Origin of the sequence: Stutzerimonas stutzeri KOS6 (assembly GCF_000307775.2) — a bacterium.
Classification (GTDB): domain Bacteria; phylum Pseudomonadota; class Gammaproteobacteria; order Pseudomonadales; family Pseudomonadaceae; genus Stutzerimonas; species Stutzerimonas stutzeri_B.
In genome coordinates this window covers 1,749,579-1,770,830 of record NZ_KK020676.1, presented here as the reverse complement: position 1 = coordinate 1,770,830, position 21,252 = coordinate 1,749,579, and the positions used below count along the sequence as shown (strand labels likewise).

General features: G+C 58.5%; 18 protein-coding genes and 1 tRNA gene. 16 read left to right on the top strand and 3 right to left on the bottom strand.

All coding sequences use genetic code 11. The features are described 5' to 3' along the window. The first annotated feature begins 155 nt into the window (after nt 1-155). The 4 genes from B597_RS36220 (at nt 156) to B597_RS36205 (ending at nt 6,263) form a co-directional block, all read left to right on the top strand. Nucleotides 156-2,078 carry a PrkA family serine protein kinase gene (locus tag B597_RS36220; protein ID WP_003296726.1) on the top strand — a complete coding sequence of 641 codons (1,923 nt, stop codon included), beginning with the start codon at nt 156-158 and terminating at the stop codon, nt 2,076-2,078. Between the two features lie 81 nt (nt 2,079-2,159). Next, nucleotides 2,160-3,431 carry a YeaH/YhbH family protein gene (locus tag B597_RS36215; protein WP_003296727.1) on the top strand — a complete coding sequence of 424 codons (1,272 nt, stop codon included), beginning with the start codon at nt 2,160-2,162 and terminating at the stop codon, nt 3,429-3,431. Nucleotides 3,432-3,441: 10 nt separating this feature from the next. Further along, nucleotides 3,442-4,989 (top strand): SpoVR family protein, encoded by a 1,548-nt coding sequence (locus B597_RS36210; RefSeq protein ID WP_024162102.1) that lies wholly within the window; start codon nt 3,442-3,444, stop codon nt 4,987-4,989. A 98-nt stretch (nt 4,990-5,087) separates the two neighbouring features. Further along, nucleotides 5,088-6,263: a multifunctional CCA addition/repair protein gene (locus tag B597_RS36205; protein WP_003296729.1), complete on the top strand. Its 1,176-nt coding sequence runs from the start codon at nt 5,088-5,090 to the stop codon at nt 6,261-6,263. Here B597_RS36205 and folK read toward each other — a convergent pair. Then, on the bottom strand, nt 6,260-6,799 hold the full coding sequence (gene folK, locus B597_RS36200; RefSeq protein ID WP_003296731.1) for a 2-amino-4-hydroxy-6-hydroxymethyldihydropteridine diphosphokinase: 540 nt from the start codon (nt 6,797-6,799) through the stop codon (nt 6,260-6,262). The genes B597_RS36205 and folK overlap by 4 nt on opposite strands. After that, the gene (gene folB, locus B597_RS36195; RefSeq protein ID WP_003296732.1) at nt 6,790-7,143 is read right to left on the bottom strand and encodes a dihydroneopterin aldolase; all 354 of its coding nucleotides are present in this window, start codon (nt 7,141-7,143) and stop codon (nt 6,790-6,792) included. Before folB ends, folK begins: the two co-directional genes overlap by 10 nt. Nucleotides 7,144-7,217: 74 nt before the next feature. On the opposite strand from folB, the gene plsY reads away from it, so the two are divergent. Next, nucleotides 7,218-7,787: a glycerol-3-phosphate 1-O-acyltransferase PlsY gene (plsY, locus tag B597_RS36190; protein WP_024162101.1), complete on the top strand. Its 570-nt coding sequence runs from the start codon at nt 7,218-7,220 to the stop codon at nt 7,785-7,787. Nucleotides 7,788-7,802: 15 nt separating this feature from the next. On the opposite strand, the gene tsaD is transcribed toward plsY, so the two are convergent. Beyond that, entirely contained in the window at nt 7,803-8,828 is a 1,026-nt protein-coding gene (gene tsaD, locus B597_RS36185; protein WP_024162100.1) for a tRNA (adenosine(37)-N6)-threonylcarbamoyltransferase complex transferase subunit TsaD, read from the bottom strand. Nucleotides 8,829-9,023: 195 nt separating this feature from the next. Between tsaD and rpsU the strand changes: the two genes are divergently transcribed. The 11 genes from rpsU (at nt 9,024) to B597_RS36130 (ending at nt 20,750) form a co-directional block, all read left to right on the top strand. Continuing rightward, the gene (gene rpsU / locus B597_RS36180; RefSeq protein ID WP_003296736.1) at nt 9,024-9,239 is read left to right on the top strand and encodes a 30S ribosomal protein S21; all 216 of its coding nucleotides are present in this window, start codon (nt 9,024-9,026) and stop codon (nt 9,237-9,239) included. A gap of 139 nt (nt 9,240-9,378) precedes the next feature. Further along, nucleotides 9,379-11,328 carry a DNA primase gene (dnaG, locus tag B597_RS36175; protein WP_024162099.1) on the top strand — a complete coding sequence of 650 codons (1,950 nt, stop codon included), beginning with the start codon at nt 9,379-9,381 and terminating at the stop codon, nt 11,326-11,328. Nucleotides 11,329-11,395: 67 nt separating this feature from the next. After that, on the top strand, nt 11,396-13,249 hold the full coding sequence (rpoD, locus tag B597_RS36170) for an RNA polymerase sigma factor RpoD (RefSeq protein WP_024162098.1): 1,854 nt from the start codon (nt 11,396-11,398) through the stop codon (nt 13,247-13,249). A 102-nt stretch (nt 13,250-13,351) separates the two neighbouring features. Then, nucleotides 13,352-14,005, top strand: a complete 654-nt coding sequence (locus B597_RS36165) for a Crp/Fnr family transcriptional regulator (RefSeq protein WP_024162097.1) — start codon at nt 13,352-13,354, stop codon at nt 14,003-14,005. Between the two features lie 78 nt (nt 14,006-14,083). Then, a complete protein-coding gene (cowN, locus tag B597_RS36160) occupies nt 14,084-14,380 on the top strand; it encodes a N(2)-fixation sustaining protein CowN (RefSeq protein ID WP_003296741.1) in 297 nt (98 codons plus the stop codon). 59 nt (nt 14,381-14,439) lie between these two features. Continuing rightward, a tRNA-Ile gene (locus B597_RS36155) sits at nt 14,440-14,516 on the top strand. Nucleotides 14,517-14,920: 404 nt separating this feature from the next. Beyond that, complete coding sequence (locus B597_RS36150; protein ID WP_003296742.1) at nt 14,921-16,060, top strand: Fic family protein; 1,140 nt, start codon at nt 14,921-14,923, stop codon at nt 16,058-16,060. A 93-nt stretch (nt 16,061-16,153) separates the two neighbouring features. Continuing rightward, complete coding sequence (locus B597_RS36145) at nt 16,154-16,927, top strand: nuclease-related domain-containing protein (protein WP_003296743.1); 774 nt, start codon at nt 16,154-16,156, stop codon at nt 16,925-16,927. Between the two features lie 76 nt (nt 16,928-17,003). After that, the gene (locus B597_RS36140) at nt 17,004-18,236 is read left to right on the top strand and encodes an ABC-three component system protein (protein ID WP_024162096.1); all 1,233 of its coding nucleotides are present in this window, start codon (nt 17,004-17,006) and stop codon (nt 18,234-18,236) included. Next, nucleotides 18,229-18,738, top strand: a complete 510-nt coding sequence (locus B597_RS36135; RefSeq protein ID WP_003296746.1) for an ABC-three component system middle component 4 — start codon at nt 18,229-18,231, stop codon at nt 18,736-18,738. The genes B597_RS36140 and B597_RS36135 overlap by 8 nt, the downstream gene beginning before the upstream one ends. Beyond that, nucleotides 18,738-20,750, top strand: coding sequence for an AAA family ATPase (locus tag B597_RS36130; protein ID WP_003296747.1), 2,013 nt, complete (start codon nt 18,738-18,740; stop codon nt 20,748-20,750). Before B597_RS36135 ends, B597_RS36130 begins: the two co-directional genes overlap by 1 nt. Nucleotides 20,751-21,252 lie beyond the last annotated feature (502 nt).

Genomic DNA, 21,252 nt, shown 5'->3' with positions numbered 1-21,252 from the left:
GTTCAGGCCATCCAATTAAGCGAAGCCGGCAAACGGCTTACTGAATTCAGGGTTTCGACCATTAGGTGTTCGGGGGAACTCCACTGGCCGCCACTTCGGCCGGGCTCCAGAGTGCCTGATGACGCGCCTATTCGTGCATCGATCGAGGTGAAGTCATGAGCATTTTCAGCCACTTCCAGCAACGTTTCGAAGCAACCCGCCAGGAAGAGTATTCGCTCCAGGAATACCTCGATCTGTGCAAGTCAGACCCGGGAACCTACGCCAGCGCCGCCGAGCGGCTGCTGATGGCGATCGGCGAGCCGGAACTGGTGGACACGTCCGCCGATCCACGGCTGTCGCGCATCTTCTCCAACAAGGTGATCCGCCGCTATCCGGCATTCGAGGACTTCCACGGCATGGAGGAGTGCATCGACCAGATCGTCTCCTACTTCCGGCATGCCGCGCAGGGGCTGGAAGAGAAGAAACAGATCCTCTACCTCCTCGGCCCGGTCGGCGGAGGCAAATCCTCGCTGGCCGAAAAGCTCAAGCAACTGATGGAACACGTACCCTTCTACGCCATCAAGGGCTCGCCGGTATTCGAGTCGCCGCTGGGGCTGTTCAACCCGGTGGAGGACGCGCAGATCCTCGAAGAGGACTATGGCATTCCGCGGCGCTACCTGAATTCGATCATGTCGCCCTGGGCGACCAAGCGCCTGCAGGAGTTCGGCGGCGACATCTCCAAGTTCCGCGTGGTCAAGCTCTATCCGTCGATCCTCAACCAGATCGCCGTGGCCAAGACCGAGCCGGGCGACGAGAACAACCAGGACATCTCCTCGCTGGTGGGCAAGGTCGATATCCGCAAGCTGGAAGAATTCCCGCAGAACGATGCCGACGCCTACAGCTACTCGGGCGCGCTGTGCCGGGCCAACCAGGGCCTGATGGAATTCGTCGAGATGTTCAAGGCGCCGATCAAGGTGCTGCATCCCTTGCTGACGGCGACCCAGGAAGGCAACTACAACAGCACCGAAGGGCTCGGCGCGATCCCCTACAGCGGCATTTTGCTGGCCCACTCCAACGAATCGGAATGGCACAGCTTCCGCAACAACAAGAACAACGAAGCCTTCATCGACCGTATCTACATCGTCAAGGTGCCCTACTGCCTGCGCGTCAGTGACGAGATCAAGATCTACGACAAGCTGCTGACCAACAGCTCGCTGGCCCATGCCCATTGCGCGCCGGATACGCTGAAGATGCTTGCGCAGTTCTCCGTGCTGTCGCGCCTGAAGGAGCCGGAAAACTCCAATATCTACTCGAAGATGCGCGTGTACGACGGCGAGAATCTCAAGGACACCGATCCCAAGGCCAAGTCGATCCAGGAATACCGCGACACCGCCGGCGTCGACGAGGGCATGAACGGCCTCTCCACCCGCTTCGCCTTCAAGATCCTCTCGAAGGTGTTCAACTTCGACCCGCACGAGATCGCCGCCAACCCGGTGCATCTGCTCTACGTGCTGGAACAGCAGATCGAGCAGGAGCAGTTCCCCGCCGAAGTGCGCGAGCGCTACCTGCGCTTCATCAAGGAATACCTGGCACCGCGCTACATCGAGTTCATCGGCAAGGAAATCCAGACCGCCTACCTCGAGTCCTACAGCGAGTACGGGCAGAACATCTTCGATCGCTACGTGCTGTATGCCGATTTCTGGATCCAGGATCAGGAATACCGCGATCCGGAAACCGGCGAAATCCTCAACCGCGTGGCGCTCAACGAGGAGCTGGAGAAGATCGAGAAGCCGGCCGGCATCAGCAACCCGAAGGATTTCCGCAACGAGATCGTCAACTTCGTGCTGCGCGCCCGGGCCAACAACAACGGCAAGAATCCGTCGTGGCTGTCCTACGAGAAGCTGCGCGTGGTGATCGAGAAGAAGATGTTCTCCAACACCGAGGATCTGCTGCCGGTCATCAGTTTCAACGCCAAGGCGAGCAAGGAAGACCAGAAGAAGCACAACGATTTCGTCGTGCGCATGGTCGAGCGCGGCTACACCGAGAAGCAGGTTCGCCTGCTGTCCGAATGGTATCTGCGGGTGCGTAAATCGCAGTAAGTGGCTGGATGCCTGAGGCTGGCAGCACCGCGGCACGCTTCCCGCTTCAGGCCCATGTTTTCAGCCTAGCCCGGAGGGCCTATGAGCTACGTGATCGATCGTCGCCTGAATGGCAAGAACAAGAGCACGGTGAACCGCCAGCGCTTTCTGCAACGGTACCGTGGACATATCAAGAAGGCCGTGGAGGAAGCCGTTGGCCGTCGCTCCATCACCGACATGGAGCATGGCGAGCAGATCAGCATTCCCGGGCGCGATATCGACGAGCCGGTGCTTCATCATGGCCGCGGTGGGCGCCAGACCATCGTTCATCCGGGCAACAAGGACTTCGTCGCGGGCGAGCGTATCCCCCGGCCGCAAGGGGGCGGTGGCGGGCAAGGTGCCGGCCAGGCCAGCAACAGCGGCGAAGGCATTGACGACTTCGTTTTCCAGATCACCCAGGAAGAGTTTCTCGACTTCATGTTCGAGGATCTGGAACTGCCCAATCTGGTCAAGCGCCACCTCACCGGCACCGATACCTTCAAGACGGTGCGCGCCGGCATCGCCAACGAAGGCAATCCATCGCGCATCAACATCGTGCGCACCCTGCGCTCGGCTCATGCCCGACGCATCGCACTGTCCGGCAGCAGCCGTGCCCAGCTGCGCGCCCTGAAGGCCGAACTGGAACGTCTGCGCCTGGAGGAGCCGAACAACTTCGGCGATATCAAGGCTACCGAGGAGGAGATCGAGCGACTGAAAGCGCGCATCAACCGCGTGCCATTCCTCGACACCTTCGACCTCAAGTACAACCTGCTGGTCAAGCATCCCAATCCCAGCTCCAAGGCGGTGATGTTCTGCCTGATGGACGTTTCCGGCTCCATGACCCAGGCCACCAAGGACATCGCCAAGCGCTTCTTCATCCTGCTGTACCTGTTCCTCAAGCGGAACTACGACAAGATCGACGTGGTGTTCATCCGCCACCACACCAGTGCCAAGGAAGTCGACGAGGAGGAGTTCTTCTACTCGCGGGAAACCGGCGGCACCATCGTTTCCAGCGCGCTGAAGATGATGCAGGAGATCATGGCCGAGCGTTATCCGGCCAACGAGTGGAACATCTACGCCGCGCAGGCCTCCGACGGCGACAACTGGAACGACGATTCGCCGCTGTGTCGCGACATCCTGATCAACCAGATCATGCCGTTCGTCCAGTATTTCACCTACGTCGAAATCACCCCGCGCGAACACCAGGCACTCTGGTACGAATACAACCAGGTGGCCGAAGCGTTTTCCGATGCGTTCGCCCAGCAGCAACTGGTGAGCGCCGCGGACATCTACCCGGTATTCCGCGAACTGTTCCAGCGGCGAATGACCAGCTGAGGTGCGCAGCATGAAACGACAGCCCATTTCCAACGGCTCGGAATGGACCTTCGACCTGATTCGGACCTACGACCGCGAAATCGGTCGCATCGCCGAGCGTTACGCGCTGGACACCTATCCGAACCAGATCGAGGTGATCACCGCCGAGCAGATGATGGATGCCTACGCCTCGGTGGGCATGCCGCTGGGTTACCACCACTGGTCCTACGGCAAGCAGTTCCTGCATACCGAAAAGCACTACAAGCGCGGCCAGATGGGCCTGGCCTACGAGATCGTGATCAATTCCGACCCCTGCATCGCCTACCTGATGGAAGAGAACACCATGTGCATGCAGGCGCTGGTCATCGCCCACGCCAGCTACGGCCACAACAGTTTCTTCAAGGGCAACTACCTGTTCCGCACCTGGACCGACGCCAGCTCGATCATCGATTACCTGGTGTTCGCCAAGCAGTACATCATGCAATGCGAGGAGCGCCACGGCATCGACGCGGTGGAAGACCTGCTCGACTCCTGCCATGCCCTGATGAACTACGGCGTCGACCGCTACAAGCGCCCCTATCCGATCTCCGCCGAGGAAGAACGGCGCCGGCAGAAGGACCGTGAGGAACACCTGCAGCGGCAGATCAACGATCTCTGGCGCACCATCCCCAAGGGCGCGGACAAGGGCGATGGCCAGGCGGACAGCCAGCGATTCCCGGCAGAGCCGCAGGAGAACATCCTCTACTTCATCGAGAAGCACGCGCCGCTGCTGGAGCCCTGGCAGCGCGAGATCGTGCGCATCGTGCGCAAGATCGCGCAGTACTTCTACCCGCAGCGCCAGACCCAGGTGATGAACGAAGGCTGGGCGACATTCTGGCATTACACCCTGCTCAACGATCTCTACGATGAGGGGCTGGTCACCGACGGCTTCATGATGGAGTTCCTGCAGTCGCACACCAGCGTGATCTATCAGCCCGGATTCGACAGCCCCTACTACAGCGGCATCAACCCCTACACCCTGGGCTTCGCCATGTACCAGGACATCCGCCGGATCTGCGAAAAGCCGACGGAGGAGGACAAACGCTGGTTCCCGGACATCGCCGGAAGCGACTGGCTGACCACCGTCAAGTTCGCCATGAACAACTTCAAGGACGAGAGCTTCATCCTGCAGTTCCTCTCACCCAAGGTGATCCGCGATCTCAAACTGTTCAGCATCCTCGATGACGACCGCAAGGACGAACTGCTGGTGCCGGCGATTCATGATGAAAGCGGCTACCACCTGATTCGCGAACTGCTCGCCGCGCAGTACAACCTGGGCAACCGCGAGCCCAACGTACAGGTATGGAGCGTCGACCGCCGCGGCGACCGCTCGCTGACCCTGCGCCACATGCAGCACGACCGCAAGCCACTGGGCGGGTCCACCGAAGAGGTGCTCAAGCATCTGCACCGGCTGTGGGGCTTCGACGTGCACTTGCAATCGATACAGGACGACAAGCTGGTCAACACCCACCACATGCCGCTGCGCACTGGTAGCAACACCGAAGCCGAGAGCCGCTTCCCCGGCATCAACTTCGCCTGAACGCACCGCCGCGGGAAGGGTTCTCACGGCCCTTCCCGCATGCGGCGCTGTAGCCTCGACATGGATATCCCTTATCCTCCGCGCCAACGGAGGTGGACATGCAGATCTATAAAGTCGGCGGCGCGGTACGCGATCGCCTGTTGGGCCGCGCGGTCAGCGAGGTGGATTGGCTGGTGGTCGGCGCCACGCCGGAAGAAATGCAGGCCCGCGGCTTCCGCCCGGTCGGCGCGGATTTTCCGGTGTTCCTGCATCCGCAGACCGGCGAGGAGTATGCCCTGGCGCGCACCGAGCGCAAGAGTGGCCGCGGTTATGGCGGGTTCACCTTTCATGCCAGCCCCGATGTCACCCTGGAAGAAGACCTGCAACGGCGCGACCTGACCATCAACGCCATCGCCGAAGACGACCATGGACAGCTGATAGATCCCTACGGTGGCCAGCGCGACCTGCAGGCACGGCTGCTGCGCCACGTTTCCCCGGCCTTCGCCGAAGACCCGCTGCGCGTGTTGCGCGTGGCGCGTTTCGCGGCGCGCTATGCCGAACTCGGTTTTTCCATCGCCCCCCCGACGCTGGAGCTGATGCGCCAGCTTGCTCGCTCCGGCGAACTGTCGGCGCTGACGCCGGAGCGCAGCTGGAAGGAAATCTCCCGCGCGCTCATGGAGCCACGGCCCGACGTGTTCATTCAGGTCCTGCAGGACTGCGACGCGCTGGCCGAGCTGTTCCCGGAACTGAGCGCGACCTTCGATGCCGCAAACGGACATGGCAAGCACCTGCTCGCTCGCCTGCGCCAGTGCGCGACGCATGCACAACCGTTGCCGGTACGCTGGGCCTGCCTGCTGCTCGGCTGCGCAGGACCAGCCGCAGACCAGCAGGCACGCCTGGAGGCCATCGCCGCGCTCAACCAGCGCTGCAAGGCACCGCGGGATTGCCAGGACCTGGCCACGCTGCTCGGCAGATACCACCAGGACGCTGTCGCAGCACATGGATTATCAGCCGAGGCGCTACTCGACATGCTGCAGCACTTCGATATCTTCCGCCGTCCGGAGCGCTTCGAGCAGTTCGTTGCCGCGTGCGAAATGGACGCCGCGGCAGGCAACGCGCAACAGCCATTCTTCCAGGCCGACTATCTGCGTGCGGCAGCGAGCGAGGTTCGCGCCGTGGCGGTCAAAGCGCTGCTGGAGCAGGGCTACCAGGGCGCGGAGCTGGGCAGGGCCCTCACCGCCGCCCGACTCGAGGCGCTGCGGCTCTATTGCCAGCGGAATGCGGATATTCGCTAGTTACGCGGCGGGTGTGCGCCGATCAGCTCCGCCGACGTCAGCTGCGCGCCACGCCACTGAAACGGCACCGGCCAGAGCTGCTGGTCAATGCAGGACTGTTGCCAAAGCTCGGCGAAGCATGCGCCGGACGCCGGGTGTCGAACGGCCGGTGCCAATATCGCCAGCGGCCAGAGCACGAAGGCGTTCTTCAGGATCTCCGCGCGTGGCAGCAGCAAGCCGTGGAAATTGCCGACCAGCTCGCCATAGAGCAGCACGTCGATGTCCAGCGGCAGGCCCTTGCGGTCCGGGGCGTAACGACCGTTGTCCGCCTCGATGAACTTGAGCCGGCGGTCGAGCTCGGTCAGTGGCAGCTCGGTATCGCCGGCCACCACCAGGTTGTAGAAGTTATCGCCCCTGTAGCCCACCGCCAGGCTCTCGAACACCGGCGAGCAGCGCATGTCCTGCAGCAGTTCGGCCAGCGCATCGAGGCCTGCATGCAGATGGCGCTCGCGCTGGACATTGCTGCCCAGGCCGAGCAGCACGGGAGTCAGCGACATCCGCGTTCGATCTCCACACCCAGCGCGCGGGCGCGCGCATTGACGCCTGGCTTGGTGACCCGCAGGCGCAGCCAGACAATGCCGTACTCGCTCATCAGGCTTTGTGCCAGGCGCTCGGCAAAGGTTTCGACCAGCTCGAAGCACGCCGCGGAAGCGAACCGATCGATGGCCGCAACGACCTTGGCATAGTCCAGGGCCTTGTCCAGCTCATCATTCTCGGCGGCGGGACGGATGTCCCACCCCAGCGTCAGGTCCAGGTGCAGGCATTGTCGGATGCCCCGCTCCCAGTCATAGGCGCCGATGACCGTATCCACTTCCAGGCCTTCGATGAAGACTGTGTCCACGCAACATTCTCCTACAGCACGACAAGCTAGAAACGCGCCGCTAGACTCAGGGCTCCCTGCCCCGGATGGATTTCATGTTCTGGCTGCTGACATTGCTCGCGTACCTGATCGGCTCGCTGTCATTCGCCATTCTGCTCAGCCGCCTGGCCGGGATGCCCGACCCGCGTGCCGGCGGCTCCGGCAATCCCGGTGCCACCAATATGTTTCGCCTGGCAGGCAAGCGATTGGCGATCTGCACGCTGTTCGGCGATCTGCTCAAGGGCCTGCTGCCCGTACTGCTGGCCGCAGCGCTGGGCATGTCCGTCCAGCAGCAAGCCTGGATCGCCCTGGCGGCGGTATGCGGCCACCTCTACCCGCTTTATTTCCGCTTCCGCGGCGGCAAGGGCGTAGCCACCGCCGCCGGTACGCTCCTCGCCCTCCATCCCCCTGCCGCGCTGCTGGCCATCGGAGCCTGGCTGCTGGCATTCCGCCTGACCCGCACCAGCTCGCTGGCCGCCCTGATCGCCCTGCCAGTCTGCCTGCCTTTGCTGGCCTGGCAACAGCCGGGCGCCCTGCTGCCGATGGGCCTGCTGGCCACACTGATCGTCTGGCGCCATCGCAGCAACCTGCGCAACCTGTTCGCCGGCCAGGAGCGGCATTTCTGACGGCCCCTGCGTCGTTCAGATTGCCGGCAGCGTTTCCATCGACCAGCGTGGCTGTACGCCGATCGCCGGGCCATCATGCTGCCCGGCGAGCAGCCGCTGACAGCCAGCGTAGGCGATCATCGCGCCGTTGTCGGTACAGAAGCGTGGCCGCGCGTAGAACACCTGGCCATCGAACTCTGCGAGCATCCGTTCCAGCGACTGCCGCAGTGACTGGTTGGCGCTGACCCCACCGGCGATGACCAGCGAATTCAGCCCCGTCTGCCTGAGCGCGCGGCGGCACTTGATGGTCAGGGTTTCGACGACCGCCTGCTGGAAGGCCAGGGCGACGTCGCAACGGGTCTGCTCGCTGTCGTCGCCGCCATTCCGACACTGCTGCCAGGTATTGAGGGTGAACGTCTTCAGCCCGCTGAAGCTGAAATCCAGCCCCGGCCGATCGGTCATCGGTCGCGGAAAGACGAACCGGCCGGGCGTACCCTGCTCGGCCAGCCGGGCAATCTCCGGTCCACCGGGGTAGCGCAGGCCCATGAGCTTGGCCGTCTTGTCGAAGGCTTCGCCGGCGGCATCGTCCACCGACTCGCCGAGCAACGCGTACTGACCAATGCCATCCACGCGTACCAATTGGGTGTGGCCACCCGACACCAGCAAGGCGACGAACGGAAAGGCCGGTGGCTGCGCTTCGAGCATCGGTGCCAGCAGATGGCCTTCCATGTGATGCACGCCGACTGCCGGCACTCCCCAGGCCAGCGCCAGCGCCTGGGCGCAGGAGGCGCCGACCAGCAGCGCACCGACCAGGCCAGGACCGGCCGTGTAGGCCACGGCATCGATCTGGCCGGCCACGCGACCGGCCTCGCCCAGCACCTGGCGGATCAACGGCAGCATGCGCTTCACATGGTCGCGGGAAGCCAGCTCCGGCACCACGCCACCATAGACGCGATGCAGGTCGATCTGGCTGAATAGCGCGTCGGCCAGCAGGCCCCGCTCGCTGTCATAAAGCGCGACACCAGTCTCGTCGCAGGACGTTTCCAACCCCAGCACCAGCATGGGTTCAACCTTCCGGAAGGCGAATGAAGCCGTGCATATTAATCGTCGGGCCGTCCGACCGACCAGCGCTTTTCGATCAGGGGCTTTGCATTCCGCAATTGGAGCGGGTAACATCCGCAACCCTTAAAACCAGCGTGCTTGCGAGTCATTGCCGAAGCGCGTTGCCACCGGTAATCAAGTGAAGGTAAGTCCTGGATGCCCGCTGTCAAAGTTAAAGAGAATGAACCCTTCGACGTAGCACTGCGTCGCTTCAAGCGTTCCTGCGAAAAAGCAGGCGTTCTGGCCGAAGTCCGCTCGCGCGAGTTCTACGAGAAGCCGACTTCCGAGCGCAAGCGCAAGGCTGCCGCTGCAGTCAAGCGTCACGCCAAGAAAGTGCAGCGCGAGCAGCGCCGCAGCGTTCGCCTGTACTGATCCAGTACGGCTGACGTCGCATCAAGCCCGGCTCACGCCGGGCTTTGCATTGCATGCAGACTCCGCTTCGCCAGCTGGCGAAAGGCCGGAGTTTTTTTCATTTCCGGCCCATGCATTGCGAGCGTAACCTGATACCCCTATGGCCGGACTGATCCCCCAATCCTTCATCGATGACCTGCTCAACCGCTCCGACATCGTCGATGTGGTCGGCTCGCGCATCCAGCTGAAAAAAGCCGGCAAGAACTACAGCGCCCTCTGCCCCTTCCACAAGGAAAAGTCGCCGTCCTTCAGCGTCAGCCCGGACAAGCAGTTCTACTACTGCTTCGGCTGCGGCGCCGGCGGCAATGCGCTCGGCTTCGTCATGGACCACGACCAGCTGGACTTCCCCCAGGCGGTCGAGGAACTGGCCAAGCGTGCCGGCATGGAAGTCCCCCGCGAAGAAAGCGGATCGGGCCGCAAGCCACGCCAGCCGGTCGATTCACCACTCTACCCGCTCCTCGCCGCCGCGGCCGACTACTACCGCCAGGCGCTCAAGAGCCACCCGACCCGCAAGGCCGCAGTGGAATACCTCAAGGGCCGCGGCCTGTCCGGCGTGATCGCCCGGGATTTCGGCCTGGGCTTCGCCCCGCCCGGCTGGGACAACCTGATGAAGCACCTGGGCGGCGATCCCCTGCAGCACAAGGCCATGATCGACGCCGGCCTGCTGATCGAGAACGCCGAGAACGGCAAACGCTACGACCGCTTCCGCGACCGCGTGATGTTCCCCATCCGCGACAGCCGCGGGCGGGTGATCGCCTTTGGCGGGCGAGTCCTCGGGGACGACAAGCCCAAGTACCTGAACTCGCCGGAAACCCCGGTATTCCACAAGGGCCAGGAACTCTACGGCCTGTACGAAGCACGCCAGGCCAACCGCGATCTCGACGAGATCATGGTGGTCGAGGGTTACATGGACGTCATCGCCCTGGCCCAGCAAGGCTTGCGCAATGCCGTCGCCACGCTCGGCACCGCGACGAGCGAAGAACACCTCAAGCGCCTGTTCCGCATCGTGCCCAGCGTACTGTTCTGTTTCGACGGCGACGCCGCCGGACGCAAGGCCGCATGGCGCGCACTGGAAGCCACCCTGCCCAACCTGCAGGACGGGCGCCGTGCACGCTTCCTGTTTCTGCCGGACGGAGAAGATCCGGACACTCTGGTCCGCGCCGAGGGCACCGACGCCTTTCGCGCGCGCATTCAGCAGCACTCGCAGCCACTGGCCGACTATTTCTTCCAGCAACTGAGCGACGAAGCCGATCCGCGCTCGCTGGAAGGCAAGGCCCACCTGGCCACGCTTGCAGCACCGCTCATCGAAAAGATACCAGGCAGCAATCTGCGCACCCTGATGCGCCAGCGCCTCGCCGAGATCACCGGCCTCAACCGTGAGGCACTGCAGCAGATGACGACCGCACCCGCAGCGCCATCCAGCAGCGCGCCCACGTACGACGACTCCGCCTACTACGACACCAGCCCGACCTACTCCGAAGCTGACTATTTCGAGCCCCAAGAGGCGCCCCAGCAGCCACGCAGCGGCAAGCCCGGCAAGAAAGAATGGAAAAAGGACTGGAAAAAAAACGGACAGGGTCCAGACTTCAAGCCACGCGGGCCACGCACGCCCGCCACGGTCGAGCCACCGACGCTGACCACCCTGCGCACCTTGCTGCACCACCCGGAGCTGGCGCAGAAGGTAGAAGATGTAAGCCATTTCGCCGCGGAAGACGACATCTACGCCCAACTATTGGTCGCCCTGCTCGGCACGCTACAGAAGAACCCGAGGTTGCGCAGCCTGCAGTTGATTGCCCGCTGGCACGGCACCGATCAGGGGCGACTTTTACGTGCACTGGCCGAGAAAGAATGGCTGATCTCTGCCGATAACCTTGAACAGCAGTTTTTCGACACCATTAATAGCCTTGTCGCCAGACAGCGAGAACGGCACCTCGAAAGCCTGCTGCGCAAGGCTCGCCAGAGTGAACTCAGCGCAGAGGAAAAAGACCAACTGCGTAACCTATTGAGCCGCAACGCAATACCCGCTACACCGACCTCAACTGGCGCGTGAGGTCCTAGCTCAGCTATAATGCTCAGCTTGTTTTCAGCCCGCCAGAACCTTCAGTGGATAGGGTTATATGTCCGGAAAAGCGCAACAGCAGTCCCGCCTCAAAGAGTTGATCCAGCGTGGCCGTGAGCAGGGTTACCTGACTTACGCAGAGGTCAACGACCACCTGCCGGAGGATATTTCCGATCCGGAACAGGTGGAAGACATCATTCGCATGATCAACGACATGGGCATCAATGTATTCGAGGTTGCCCCGGATGCCGATGCCCTGTTGTTGGCCGAAGCCGATACTGATGAAGCCGCAGCCGAAGAAGCCGCAGCCGCACTCGCTGCGGTCGAGACCGACATCGGCCGCACCACCGACCCGGTGCGCATGTACATGCGCGAAATGGGCACCGTTGAACTGCTGACCCGCGAAGGCGAGATCGAAATCGCCAAACGCATCGAGGAAGGCATTCGCGAAGTGATGAGTGCCATCGCGCACTTCCCAGGCACCGTCGACAGCATCCTCGCCGATTATGATCGAGTGACGAACGAAGGCGGTCGCCTGTCCGATATCCTCAGCGGCTACATCGACCCTGACGACGACGGCGCCGCCGCCCCCCAGGAAGTCGAGCCCGAAACTCCGCAGACCACCGCGAAACCGGCTGCCGAGGACAAGGACGACGAGGACGAAGACGACTCCGACAGCGAAGAGGAAGAAGGCGATGGCGGCCCGGACCCGGAAGTCGCGCGCGTGCGCTTCGGTGCCGTTGCCGAACAGCTGGAAAAGGCCAACAAGGCCCTGAAGAAGCACGGTCGCGCCAGCCAGCAGGCTACCGAGGAGCTGGAAGCCCTCGCCATCCTGTTCATGCCGATCAAGCTCGTGCCCAAGCAGTACGATGCCCTGGTCGAGCGCGTTCGTGACGCCCTGAACCAGATCCGCGCTCAGGAACGCGCGATCATGCAGCTGTGCGTGCGCGATGCCCGTATGCCGCGCGCGGACTTCCTGCGCCAGTTCCCCAGCAACGAAACCAACCTCGACTGGGCCGACCAGTTGGCTGCCGGCAAGAGCAAGTACGCCGAAGCCATCGGCAATCGCAAGGAAGAGATTCAGCGTTGCCAGCAGAAGCTGATCGAACTGGAGCAGGTCTGCGAACTGGCCATTGCCGACATCAAGGATATCAACCGTCGCATGTCCATCGGTGAGGCCAAGGCCCGCCGGGCCAAGAAGGAAATGGTCGAGGCCAACCTGCGCCTGGTGATTTCCATCGCCAAGAAGTACACCAACCGCGGCCTGCAATTCCTCGATCTGATTCAGGAAGGCAACATCGGCCTGATGAAAGCCGTGGACAAGTTCGAATACCGTCGCGGCTACAAGTTCTCGACCTACGCCACCTGGTGGATTCGCCAGGCGATCACTCGCTCCATTGCCGACCAGGCGCGGACCATCCGTATCCCGGTGCACATGATCGAGACGATCAACAAGCTCAACCGCATCTCCCGTCAGATGCTGCAGGAAATGGGTCGCGAGCCCACTCCGGAAGAGCTGGGCGAGCGCATGGAGATGCCCGAGGACAAGATCCGCAAGGTACTGAAGATCGCCAAGGAACCGATCTCCATGGAAACCCCGATCGGTGACGACGAAGACTCGCACCTGGGCGACTTCATCGAAGATTCGGCCATGCAGTCGCCGATCGACGTAGCCACCGTGGAAAGCCTCAAGGAAGCCACCCGCGAAGTACTCTCCGGCCTCACCGCCCGTGAAGCCAAGGTACTGCGCATGCGCTTCGGCATCGACATGAATACCGACCACACCCTCGAGGAAGTCGGCAAGCAGTTCGATGTCACCCGCGAGCGGATCCGTCAGATCGAAGCCAAGGCGCTGCGCAAGCTGCGCCACCCGACGAGAAGCGAGCATCTGCGCTCATTCCTCGACGAGTAATGACAAGAGCCCCGGTCCTGCCGGGGCTTTTGCTATCCGCGACCTGCACCACCCCGCCAAGCGCGTTATCCTCGGCTCTCGCCCACGACCGACCGAACCGCCATGCACGGATCCGACAGCTCGCCCCTGTTCCAGGCCGCCCTGCTGCAGGGCTTCCGTCAGCGCAACCTGATCGAAGGAGAACTCATCGGCAGCCCCGGCGCCTCACGCGACAGCGTGTTCATCGTGCGCAACGGGCGAATCCGCGTGTACCTCGCCTCGGAAGACAAGGAATACACCCTCACCTTTCTCGAAGCCGGCGATATCTACAGCACCCACAGCGGCGCCTACATCCAGGCGGCCAAAGCGAGCGAAGTGCTGATTGGTGAAACCGCCCTGATGCTTCGCACACTCGATGCGCTACCCGGCGCCGCACCCTCCATCATCCGGGCCCTGGGCCAGACCCTGGCGAACTCCATGCAACTGATCGAAGACCTTGCCTTTCGTGACGTCGAAGGACGCCTGGCGCGTTTCTTCGACGGCATGCTCGCACGCAAGGGACACCCCCACGGAGACGCCCAGCGCCTCGAGCTGGACCTGAACACCGAAGACATCGCCCACCTGCTAGGCACCACGCGGCAGACCGTCTCCTCGCTGATCAACCGCCTGGCCCGCCAGGGCATCCTCAGCCGAGTCGCCCCCGGCACCTTCGACATCCACCGCCCCGACATGCTGAGAACACGCAGCCGGCAACCCGGCAAGCTGTCGGCTGGCTGACAGACGCCGGCCCAGTCTCGCCCTAGGATCAGTGCTTCCCCAAACCGACCACCGCCCAACCGGCCAAGGAGAAGCGCAATGCCCAGCGCCGTAACCTATCGCAGCGTCGCCGGCGACCAGCCGTTACCCTACATCGAGTGCGACCGCGGCATCCGCACCCTCTACTCGCGCATTCGGCACTACATCAGCCAGGACGACGGCAACTGCCCCCTGTGCCGCTACCTGCGCGACAAGATCGGCAGCCGCAATGGCTTCGAGCCCGATGCCCGGCTCATCCTCCACGCGCAAATAAACGTCATCCACGAACTTTTCGAGCGCAACGACGATCACGAAATCGCTCTCCTGCTGCAACGCGTGGAAGACGACTGCTGCTGAACCCCAGCAATCAGTTGGCGCCCCAGGGACCCGACCGGTATAATCCGCCGGCCTTCTGGGGGCCTATAGCTCAGTTGGTTAGAGCAGAGGACTCATAATCCTTTGGTCCACGGTTCGAGTCCGTGTGGGCCCACCACCTTTAAAGCCGCGCATTGCGCGGCTTTTTCATGCATGCAAGAAAAGCAGCCGCACCAATCCTGTAGCCCAAAGGGAGCAATTCAGTACAGCGCGGTGCAGCGGTGCGTTCCGGGAGCAGGGAAATATGGTTGCCATCGTCAGCCACAGTCCATGGACGGTGCCCGGAGAGGCGAGCCCGATGGCAGCCGAATAGCAGGGGCAGGAGCCTGGGCATGTCAGCCAGCGTTTCGGAGCGAAGTACTGAAGCGCCTTCGAGAACTGGACCAACAGCGCTGGCCAGGTACGCCACTCACGCCAGGCGAGCCAGGTTGAGGATTCGACAGCGAGCCGAATAGCCGGCATTATCGGCTCACCTTATGAGCCGAATAGGCTCGCTAATCGGCTCATAGATGAACACCCCTAATGAATGACCCACCCTGGATCTGGCAGCAGACCGACTGGCCGCACTTCAGTTGGCAAGCTGAAGCGCTGGCACCGCGGCTGCGCGCTTGTGGTCAGGCTCAGGGGCGTTTGTTGGGAATGCTCGGTGCGGTGGGGAGTGACACCGAAGTGCAGAGCAGCCTGGATGCCATGCTGCAGAACATCGTCACTTCTTCAGCCATCGAGGGTGAGCAACTGAACGCCGGTTCGGTGCGCTCATCATTGGCGCGGCGCCTGGGGTTGAACGAAGAAGGCCGCACCACCCCACGCTCCGAAGGCCTGGCGGAACTGCTGCTCGATGCCACCCACGCGCATCAGCAGCCGCTGGAGATGCAGCGACTTTTCACCTGGCACCGTTGGCTATTCCCCAGCGATGACCAACTGCTGGCTCGACCGCTACACATCGGCGCACTGCGCGGCGACGAGCCCATGCAGGTGGTTTCCGGTCGCATCGACCAACCGACCATACATTTCGAAGCCCCTCCCCGCGCACGGCTGGAAGCGCAACTGACGGACTTTCTCGCCTGGTTCGAAAGCAGCCGCAGCGATGCCAGCCTCGACCCGTTTCTGCGGGCCGGCATTGCGCACTTCTGGTTCGTTACCCTGCACCCCTTCGATGACGGCAACGGTCGCCTTACGCGAGCCATCACCGACCTGGCACTGGCGCAAGGCGAACAGCAGGCCATCCGCTTCTACGCCATGTCGGCGAGCATCCTCGACGACCGCACCGGGTATTACCGCATCTTGGAATCGAGCCAGAGAGGCACACTGGATATCACCGCTTGGCTGCAATGGTTCCTCGCAACGCTGCTCAAGAGTCTGGAGCAGGCCCTTGCTCGTATCGACCGTGTACTGGTCAAGGCGCGCTTCTGGCAGGCTCACCGCAGCCAAGCCCTGTCTGCCGAGCAGATCAAAGTGCTTAATCGTTTACTCGATGGCGGCGAGAGAGGTTTCGAAAACGGTATCAGCGCCGCGCAATACCAGGCCGTAGCCAAAGTCTCGAAAGCCACCGCCACGCGTCATCTGAGCGATCTTGTCGAGAAGGGCTGTCTTGCCCGGCTGCCCGGCGGCGGGCGCAGCACGCGTTACCAAATACAGGACTCGACAAACGCTCACGGCTAACCCACGGCAACAAAGCAGCGCACCGTAATGGTGTAGTGCCATTACGCCAGGTTTCGGTACTATCCGGTTAATTCTGGATTGCTAGGACAGGAAATGGACTTCACTCCGATCATCGCACAGGTCTGGGGCACGCTGGGCTGGTTTATCCCGCTGATGCTGCTTATCTGCCTGCTCAAATCGCCTTGGGCCAAGGGCCATATTGGCGAACTCCTGGTGCGACTATTCGCCCATTGGCAGCTGGATAAGCAGACCTACCAACGCCAGCACAACGTCACACTGAACACGCCAGACGGCACCACGCAGATCGACCACGTATTCCTCTCGCCTTACGGCATCTTCGTGCTAGAAACGAAGAACATGAGTGGCTGGATCTTCGGCAGCGAGAAGCAGGCGCAGTGGACGCAGAAGCTCTACAAACGCACCTTCAAATTTCAGAACCCGCTGCGGCAGAACTACAAACACCTCAAAGCCCTGGAAGCCACCCTTGGCGTTAACCCCGAGCACCTGCACTCGGTCATTACCTTCGTCGGCGGCAGCACCTTCAAAACCGAAGTGCCGGCCAACGTCACCCAGGGCATCGGCTTTATCCGCTATATCAAGTCATTCCAGCAGCCGGTATTCAGCGCAGCTGAAGTCGACGCCATGCTGCACACCCTGCAAAACGTCCGCCGCGCGCCGACCCTCGCCACTCACCGCGAGCATGTGCAGAACCTCAAGCGCCGTAGCGATCCGACAGCCGAACGGCAATGCCCGAAATGCGACAGCGCGTTGCTGATGCGCGAAATAAAGTCAGGCCCTAAAGCTGGCCTGAAGTTCTGGGGCTGCTCAAGTTTCCCAAAGTGCCGAATCACTCAAAAACTAGTCTGATGAAAGCCACAGACCCAGCAGATCCCAAACTCTGAAAAAAATAGCTGCCCAGCAACTAATAACCCAGGCCAAAAAAATGATTGAATTTATCTCTCAAAACAACAAAAAAAGCCTCATCTTATTCGTTCACGGATTCTGTGGCGGCGAAGCAACTTGGCGAAACGGCACTGAAAAATCATTCCCCGAGCTACTTCGCGACGACCCAGAAATATCAGAAAATTATGATATTGCACAATTCTTATATTTCACAAAACTATTAAATCTTTTCGCAAAAGCCGGAAAATTCTCCACACTCCTCAAAAGGCTATTTTCAACATCGCACGGAAAACTAACAAATAACATAAGCATCGAAGAAATCGGAAACCTACTTAGAACCGAGATTCGCTTTAGACTACAAACATACGATAACGTAATAATCATTGCCCACAGCATGGGCGGCCTAGTCACAAAGAGCGCAATAACAAAAGACATCGAAGATAAAAATCCGTCAAAGATCAAGCTATTCATTTCTTTAGCAGTACCTCACCAAGGCGCCGAGGCTGCCACATATGGCAAGCTCATCAGCGACAACCTTCAAATTGAAGGGCTATCACCTCTTAACGACTTCATACATAAGATTAGTGATGAATGGCTAAAAACCAGCATAAGACCGGCAACTAAGTATTTTTATGGCGTTCACGACTCAGTCGTCAAAAAAACCAGCGCAGCGCCGTCTGACAAGGAAAAGTCAGACATCATTCCAGTTAATGAAGACCACACTAGCATAACAAAGCCAGATAGCGCTGACAGCACTACATACATAGCCGTCAGACAAACAATATTGGACTTTGAAAATAACGACCCAGGAATATCAAACCTGGAATTTCAAGAACTCCTAGACGACACCGACTTTGACGACGAGTTATTTGTACTAAAGCTAATTAGCGCAGATATCCACAAAACATCAATAAGGGAAGCAAAGGAAGTCTTCCTCAACGCCGAGTACATAAGAAAAATATTCAACAGCCCATCAGATCAAAAGCGACTATCAGACCTATACACAAAAATAAGAAAAATATACCAGACCAGCTATTCAAAATATCTCCACAACGGCATCCCAAACTCAGGCCTATTGCTTGCCGACGTCCACGAGACAATTCTTAAAGAAGATAAGGTTTTTCTAGACACTTTTATACCATTTATAAATGCCATTCACAAACAAGGCATGCTTCACCAACTCTCCAACTCAGCCGATGAGGAAATCTGGTGGACTAAGGACGCCTCAGCAGGTTCTTTGAAAAAACTTTTAAAAGGGGCTGGCGATGACTAAGCTACCCTACATTCAGCCGGAGAGAGAGCTACACTACAATATCGGGATAGTGCTGTTAGTGCTACACATCCTGGCCCAAACCAAAAATCAAAAAAAAGTACTGACGATCGATAAAATCCAATCATTCTGCTTCCTTGCCACACGCCCTACGCTCCTTAATAGAGTTCTGCACTTAGCCAACAAAGAAGGAATTTATATTGATGAAAGCGACTACTACACAATAGAAACACTATCTCCGAATACCGAAGAGCTTTACGACAGAGAGCGTCTATTAATAATCATGAAAATTCTGGCTTCCAAAGAATTTCTACTAGTAGACCACTCCAATGCTGACGGCTTCTTATTCGACCTAACAGCAATAGGAAAGGCAAAGGCAGAACAATTAAACGACGGCTACTTTCAAAAGATCCGCTCGTTTACCGAATTGTTATCAGCATTACAGTCACAGAGCCCAACAAAGCTCAATGGATACATAGTTTCAGCTTTGAAGCAGGAGGCGTAGTGGACACATCTCAAGGTCTTCTTCTCAAGAACTTGGTTCTTCACGGCCACAGGAAAGACTATAGAGTTCCTTTCCATCCAGGAATTAATATTATTTACGGAGATGCTGACACGGGCAAGTCAAGCACTCTCCGCCTTGTTTATTACCTTCTTGGCGGAAAAGAAGTCAAACTCGACAAAGAGATAACCTCCTCTGTCAAATACGCCACACTCGAACTACAGATTAACGGTCTCCCCTACTGCATAAGCCGCGATTTATTCAACGCATCAAGAGACGTGGATGTTTACTCTTGCGAACTAACCAAAATATTCACCACATTTCCAGAAAAATACAAATCCAGCGTAACCAAAGGGGACGAACAAAATAAAAGCCTCTCTGACTTCTTGCTTGAAGCCTTAGAGTTCCCTTCTGTCCGCATAAAGCAAGCGCCGACGAAGGACTCCTCTGAGACTGCAAGATTGAGCTTCCTCGATCTCTTCAAATTTATGTATCTCGATCAAGATGATGTCGGCAGTACACATATGCTGAACATCGGAAATCCTGTACTTGAAACAAAGAACAGAGAAGTATTCAAATACATCTTTAACGTTTTAGACTCAAGCATCTCTGAGCTTGAGGTTGACATCTCTAAGAAGACACAGGAGAAAACACAGCTAGCCAGCCAATACTCTGCTGTAAGCGCATTCTTGAGCCAAACAGAATTCAAAAGCCCCCAGGTACTCGATGAAGAAATAAGTAACATCGACGCAATCAAAAACGAATTCAAAGAACAGCTTTCCGACCTAAACAAGAGAACGACCAGTGACAGTGAACTCTACGAAGGTCTTAAGGACGCACTCAACACCATCAATTTGAATATCGAACAACAGGAAAGTAATCGACAATCTAACCTGAGAAACATTGAACGATTTTCTCGACTCCTCAATGATTACCAGAATGATATCGAGCGCATCAAAGCCGGATTATCCTCCAAAGAAATTATCGGCAGAGATGTGAGCGAGCAGACCAACTGCCCAATCTGCGAGACCACCATTTCCATCCAAAAAATATCTGAGAAATTTGATATTCCGACCGACAGCCGTCTAAAAGGCGAACTGACGTCAATTACACGCAGAACAAAAGATCTAAAACAACTAATTTCCGAAAACAGAGCAGACCTAGAGACAACCAACTCGTTGCTTGCAGAGCTATATGCAGAGAAAAGCAGAGCTCGAGAAATGATAGATGAAGAGCTCAAGAGCTCTATATCTCCATACCTAGCTGAGCGAGATGCGGTAATTTCGGAATTAGCACAGCTTGATGAACGTAGAGCAAGAGCAGTTCACTCTTTGCGCGTGCGAAATACGCAAACAGCCATCGCCGACCAAATTGGCCGTTTAGCCGGAACTATCGAAAACCTAAAAATCAAACTAGAGGAACTTAAGAAAAACTCCCCCTCCCTAGAGGGCGTTATCAAAGACCTAGGCATAGATCTCAATGATTTTATAAAAGAAATCAAAATAAAAAATCACTATGGCGTAGGAATAGACAACAGAACATTTTTCCCATTGGTGAGAAATACTGAATATCGAAAGATTAATTCAGGCGGACTCAGAACGATTGTATCCATTGGATACCTTGCATCAATCTTGTCCCAGAAATTACGCAAAGATACAAACATCCCCGGATTGCTTATGATTGACACCGTAGGGAAGTTTCTCGGAAAAACTCCCGAGAGCGCAAAGGAAAGCCAGCTAGAAACCTTTGACGATATCGACGGGGTAGCAGATCCAGAAAAGTACAAAAACCTATTCGAAGCCTTAATTAAAACCGCTGAGACATTCGACGAGAACAATAAGCTTTGCCAAATCATCTTGGTTGACAACGACATTCCACACAACGTTGCCTACGAGATCCAAGGATTTGAAATAGCACACTATAGATCAAACGGTATCAATGGACTGCCAACCGGTCTTATTGATGATTGGGACTCGGTTGATAACAAGGAACCCTTCCCTCCTGAGATAGAGTAAAGACCTGAACTGGCGTATGCGGCGCTTGCTCGTATTGCTCAGTAGAGCGAGCAAGCACCCTGACTAATGCTGCCAGAGGGCCGCGAACCGACGATGCAGCTAAGGCTCACTATGGCGAACAGCTGGCTCCTGAAGACTCAACGGTACAAAAAACAGTACACTGGCGGTACAGTGCCCAGCTTTTACAGATTTCGCTAAATTGCGATTAACCCGCTCTACGACGCTGCTTTCAGCTAACTGTACCTGCGCTAAGCTACGCCCGATTTCACTGGACTTGCAGCGTTTCTAGGCAACTCATAATCCCTTGGTCCACGGTTCGCTCTACAGCGGCCAAGTGGACGGAGGAAGATTTATGAAGAGAGGAAGCAGAGCGTGCTGGCGAACCGCCAGGCCTGGCGCGCTCGCCATACGCGCCCGACGCGTTCATCGTTGGTTTTTCAAGCAGGGGCTTTCGCGAACGGCAAGCGCCCTGCGCGCATTGCATCGCTCTCGTCTGACAAGT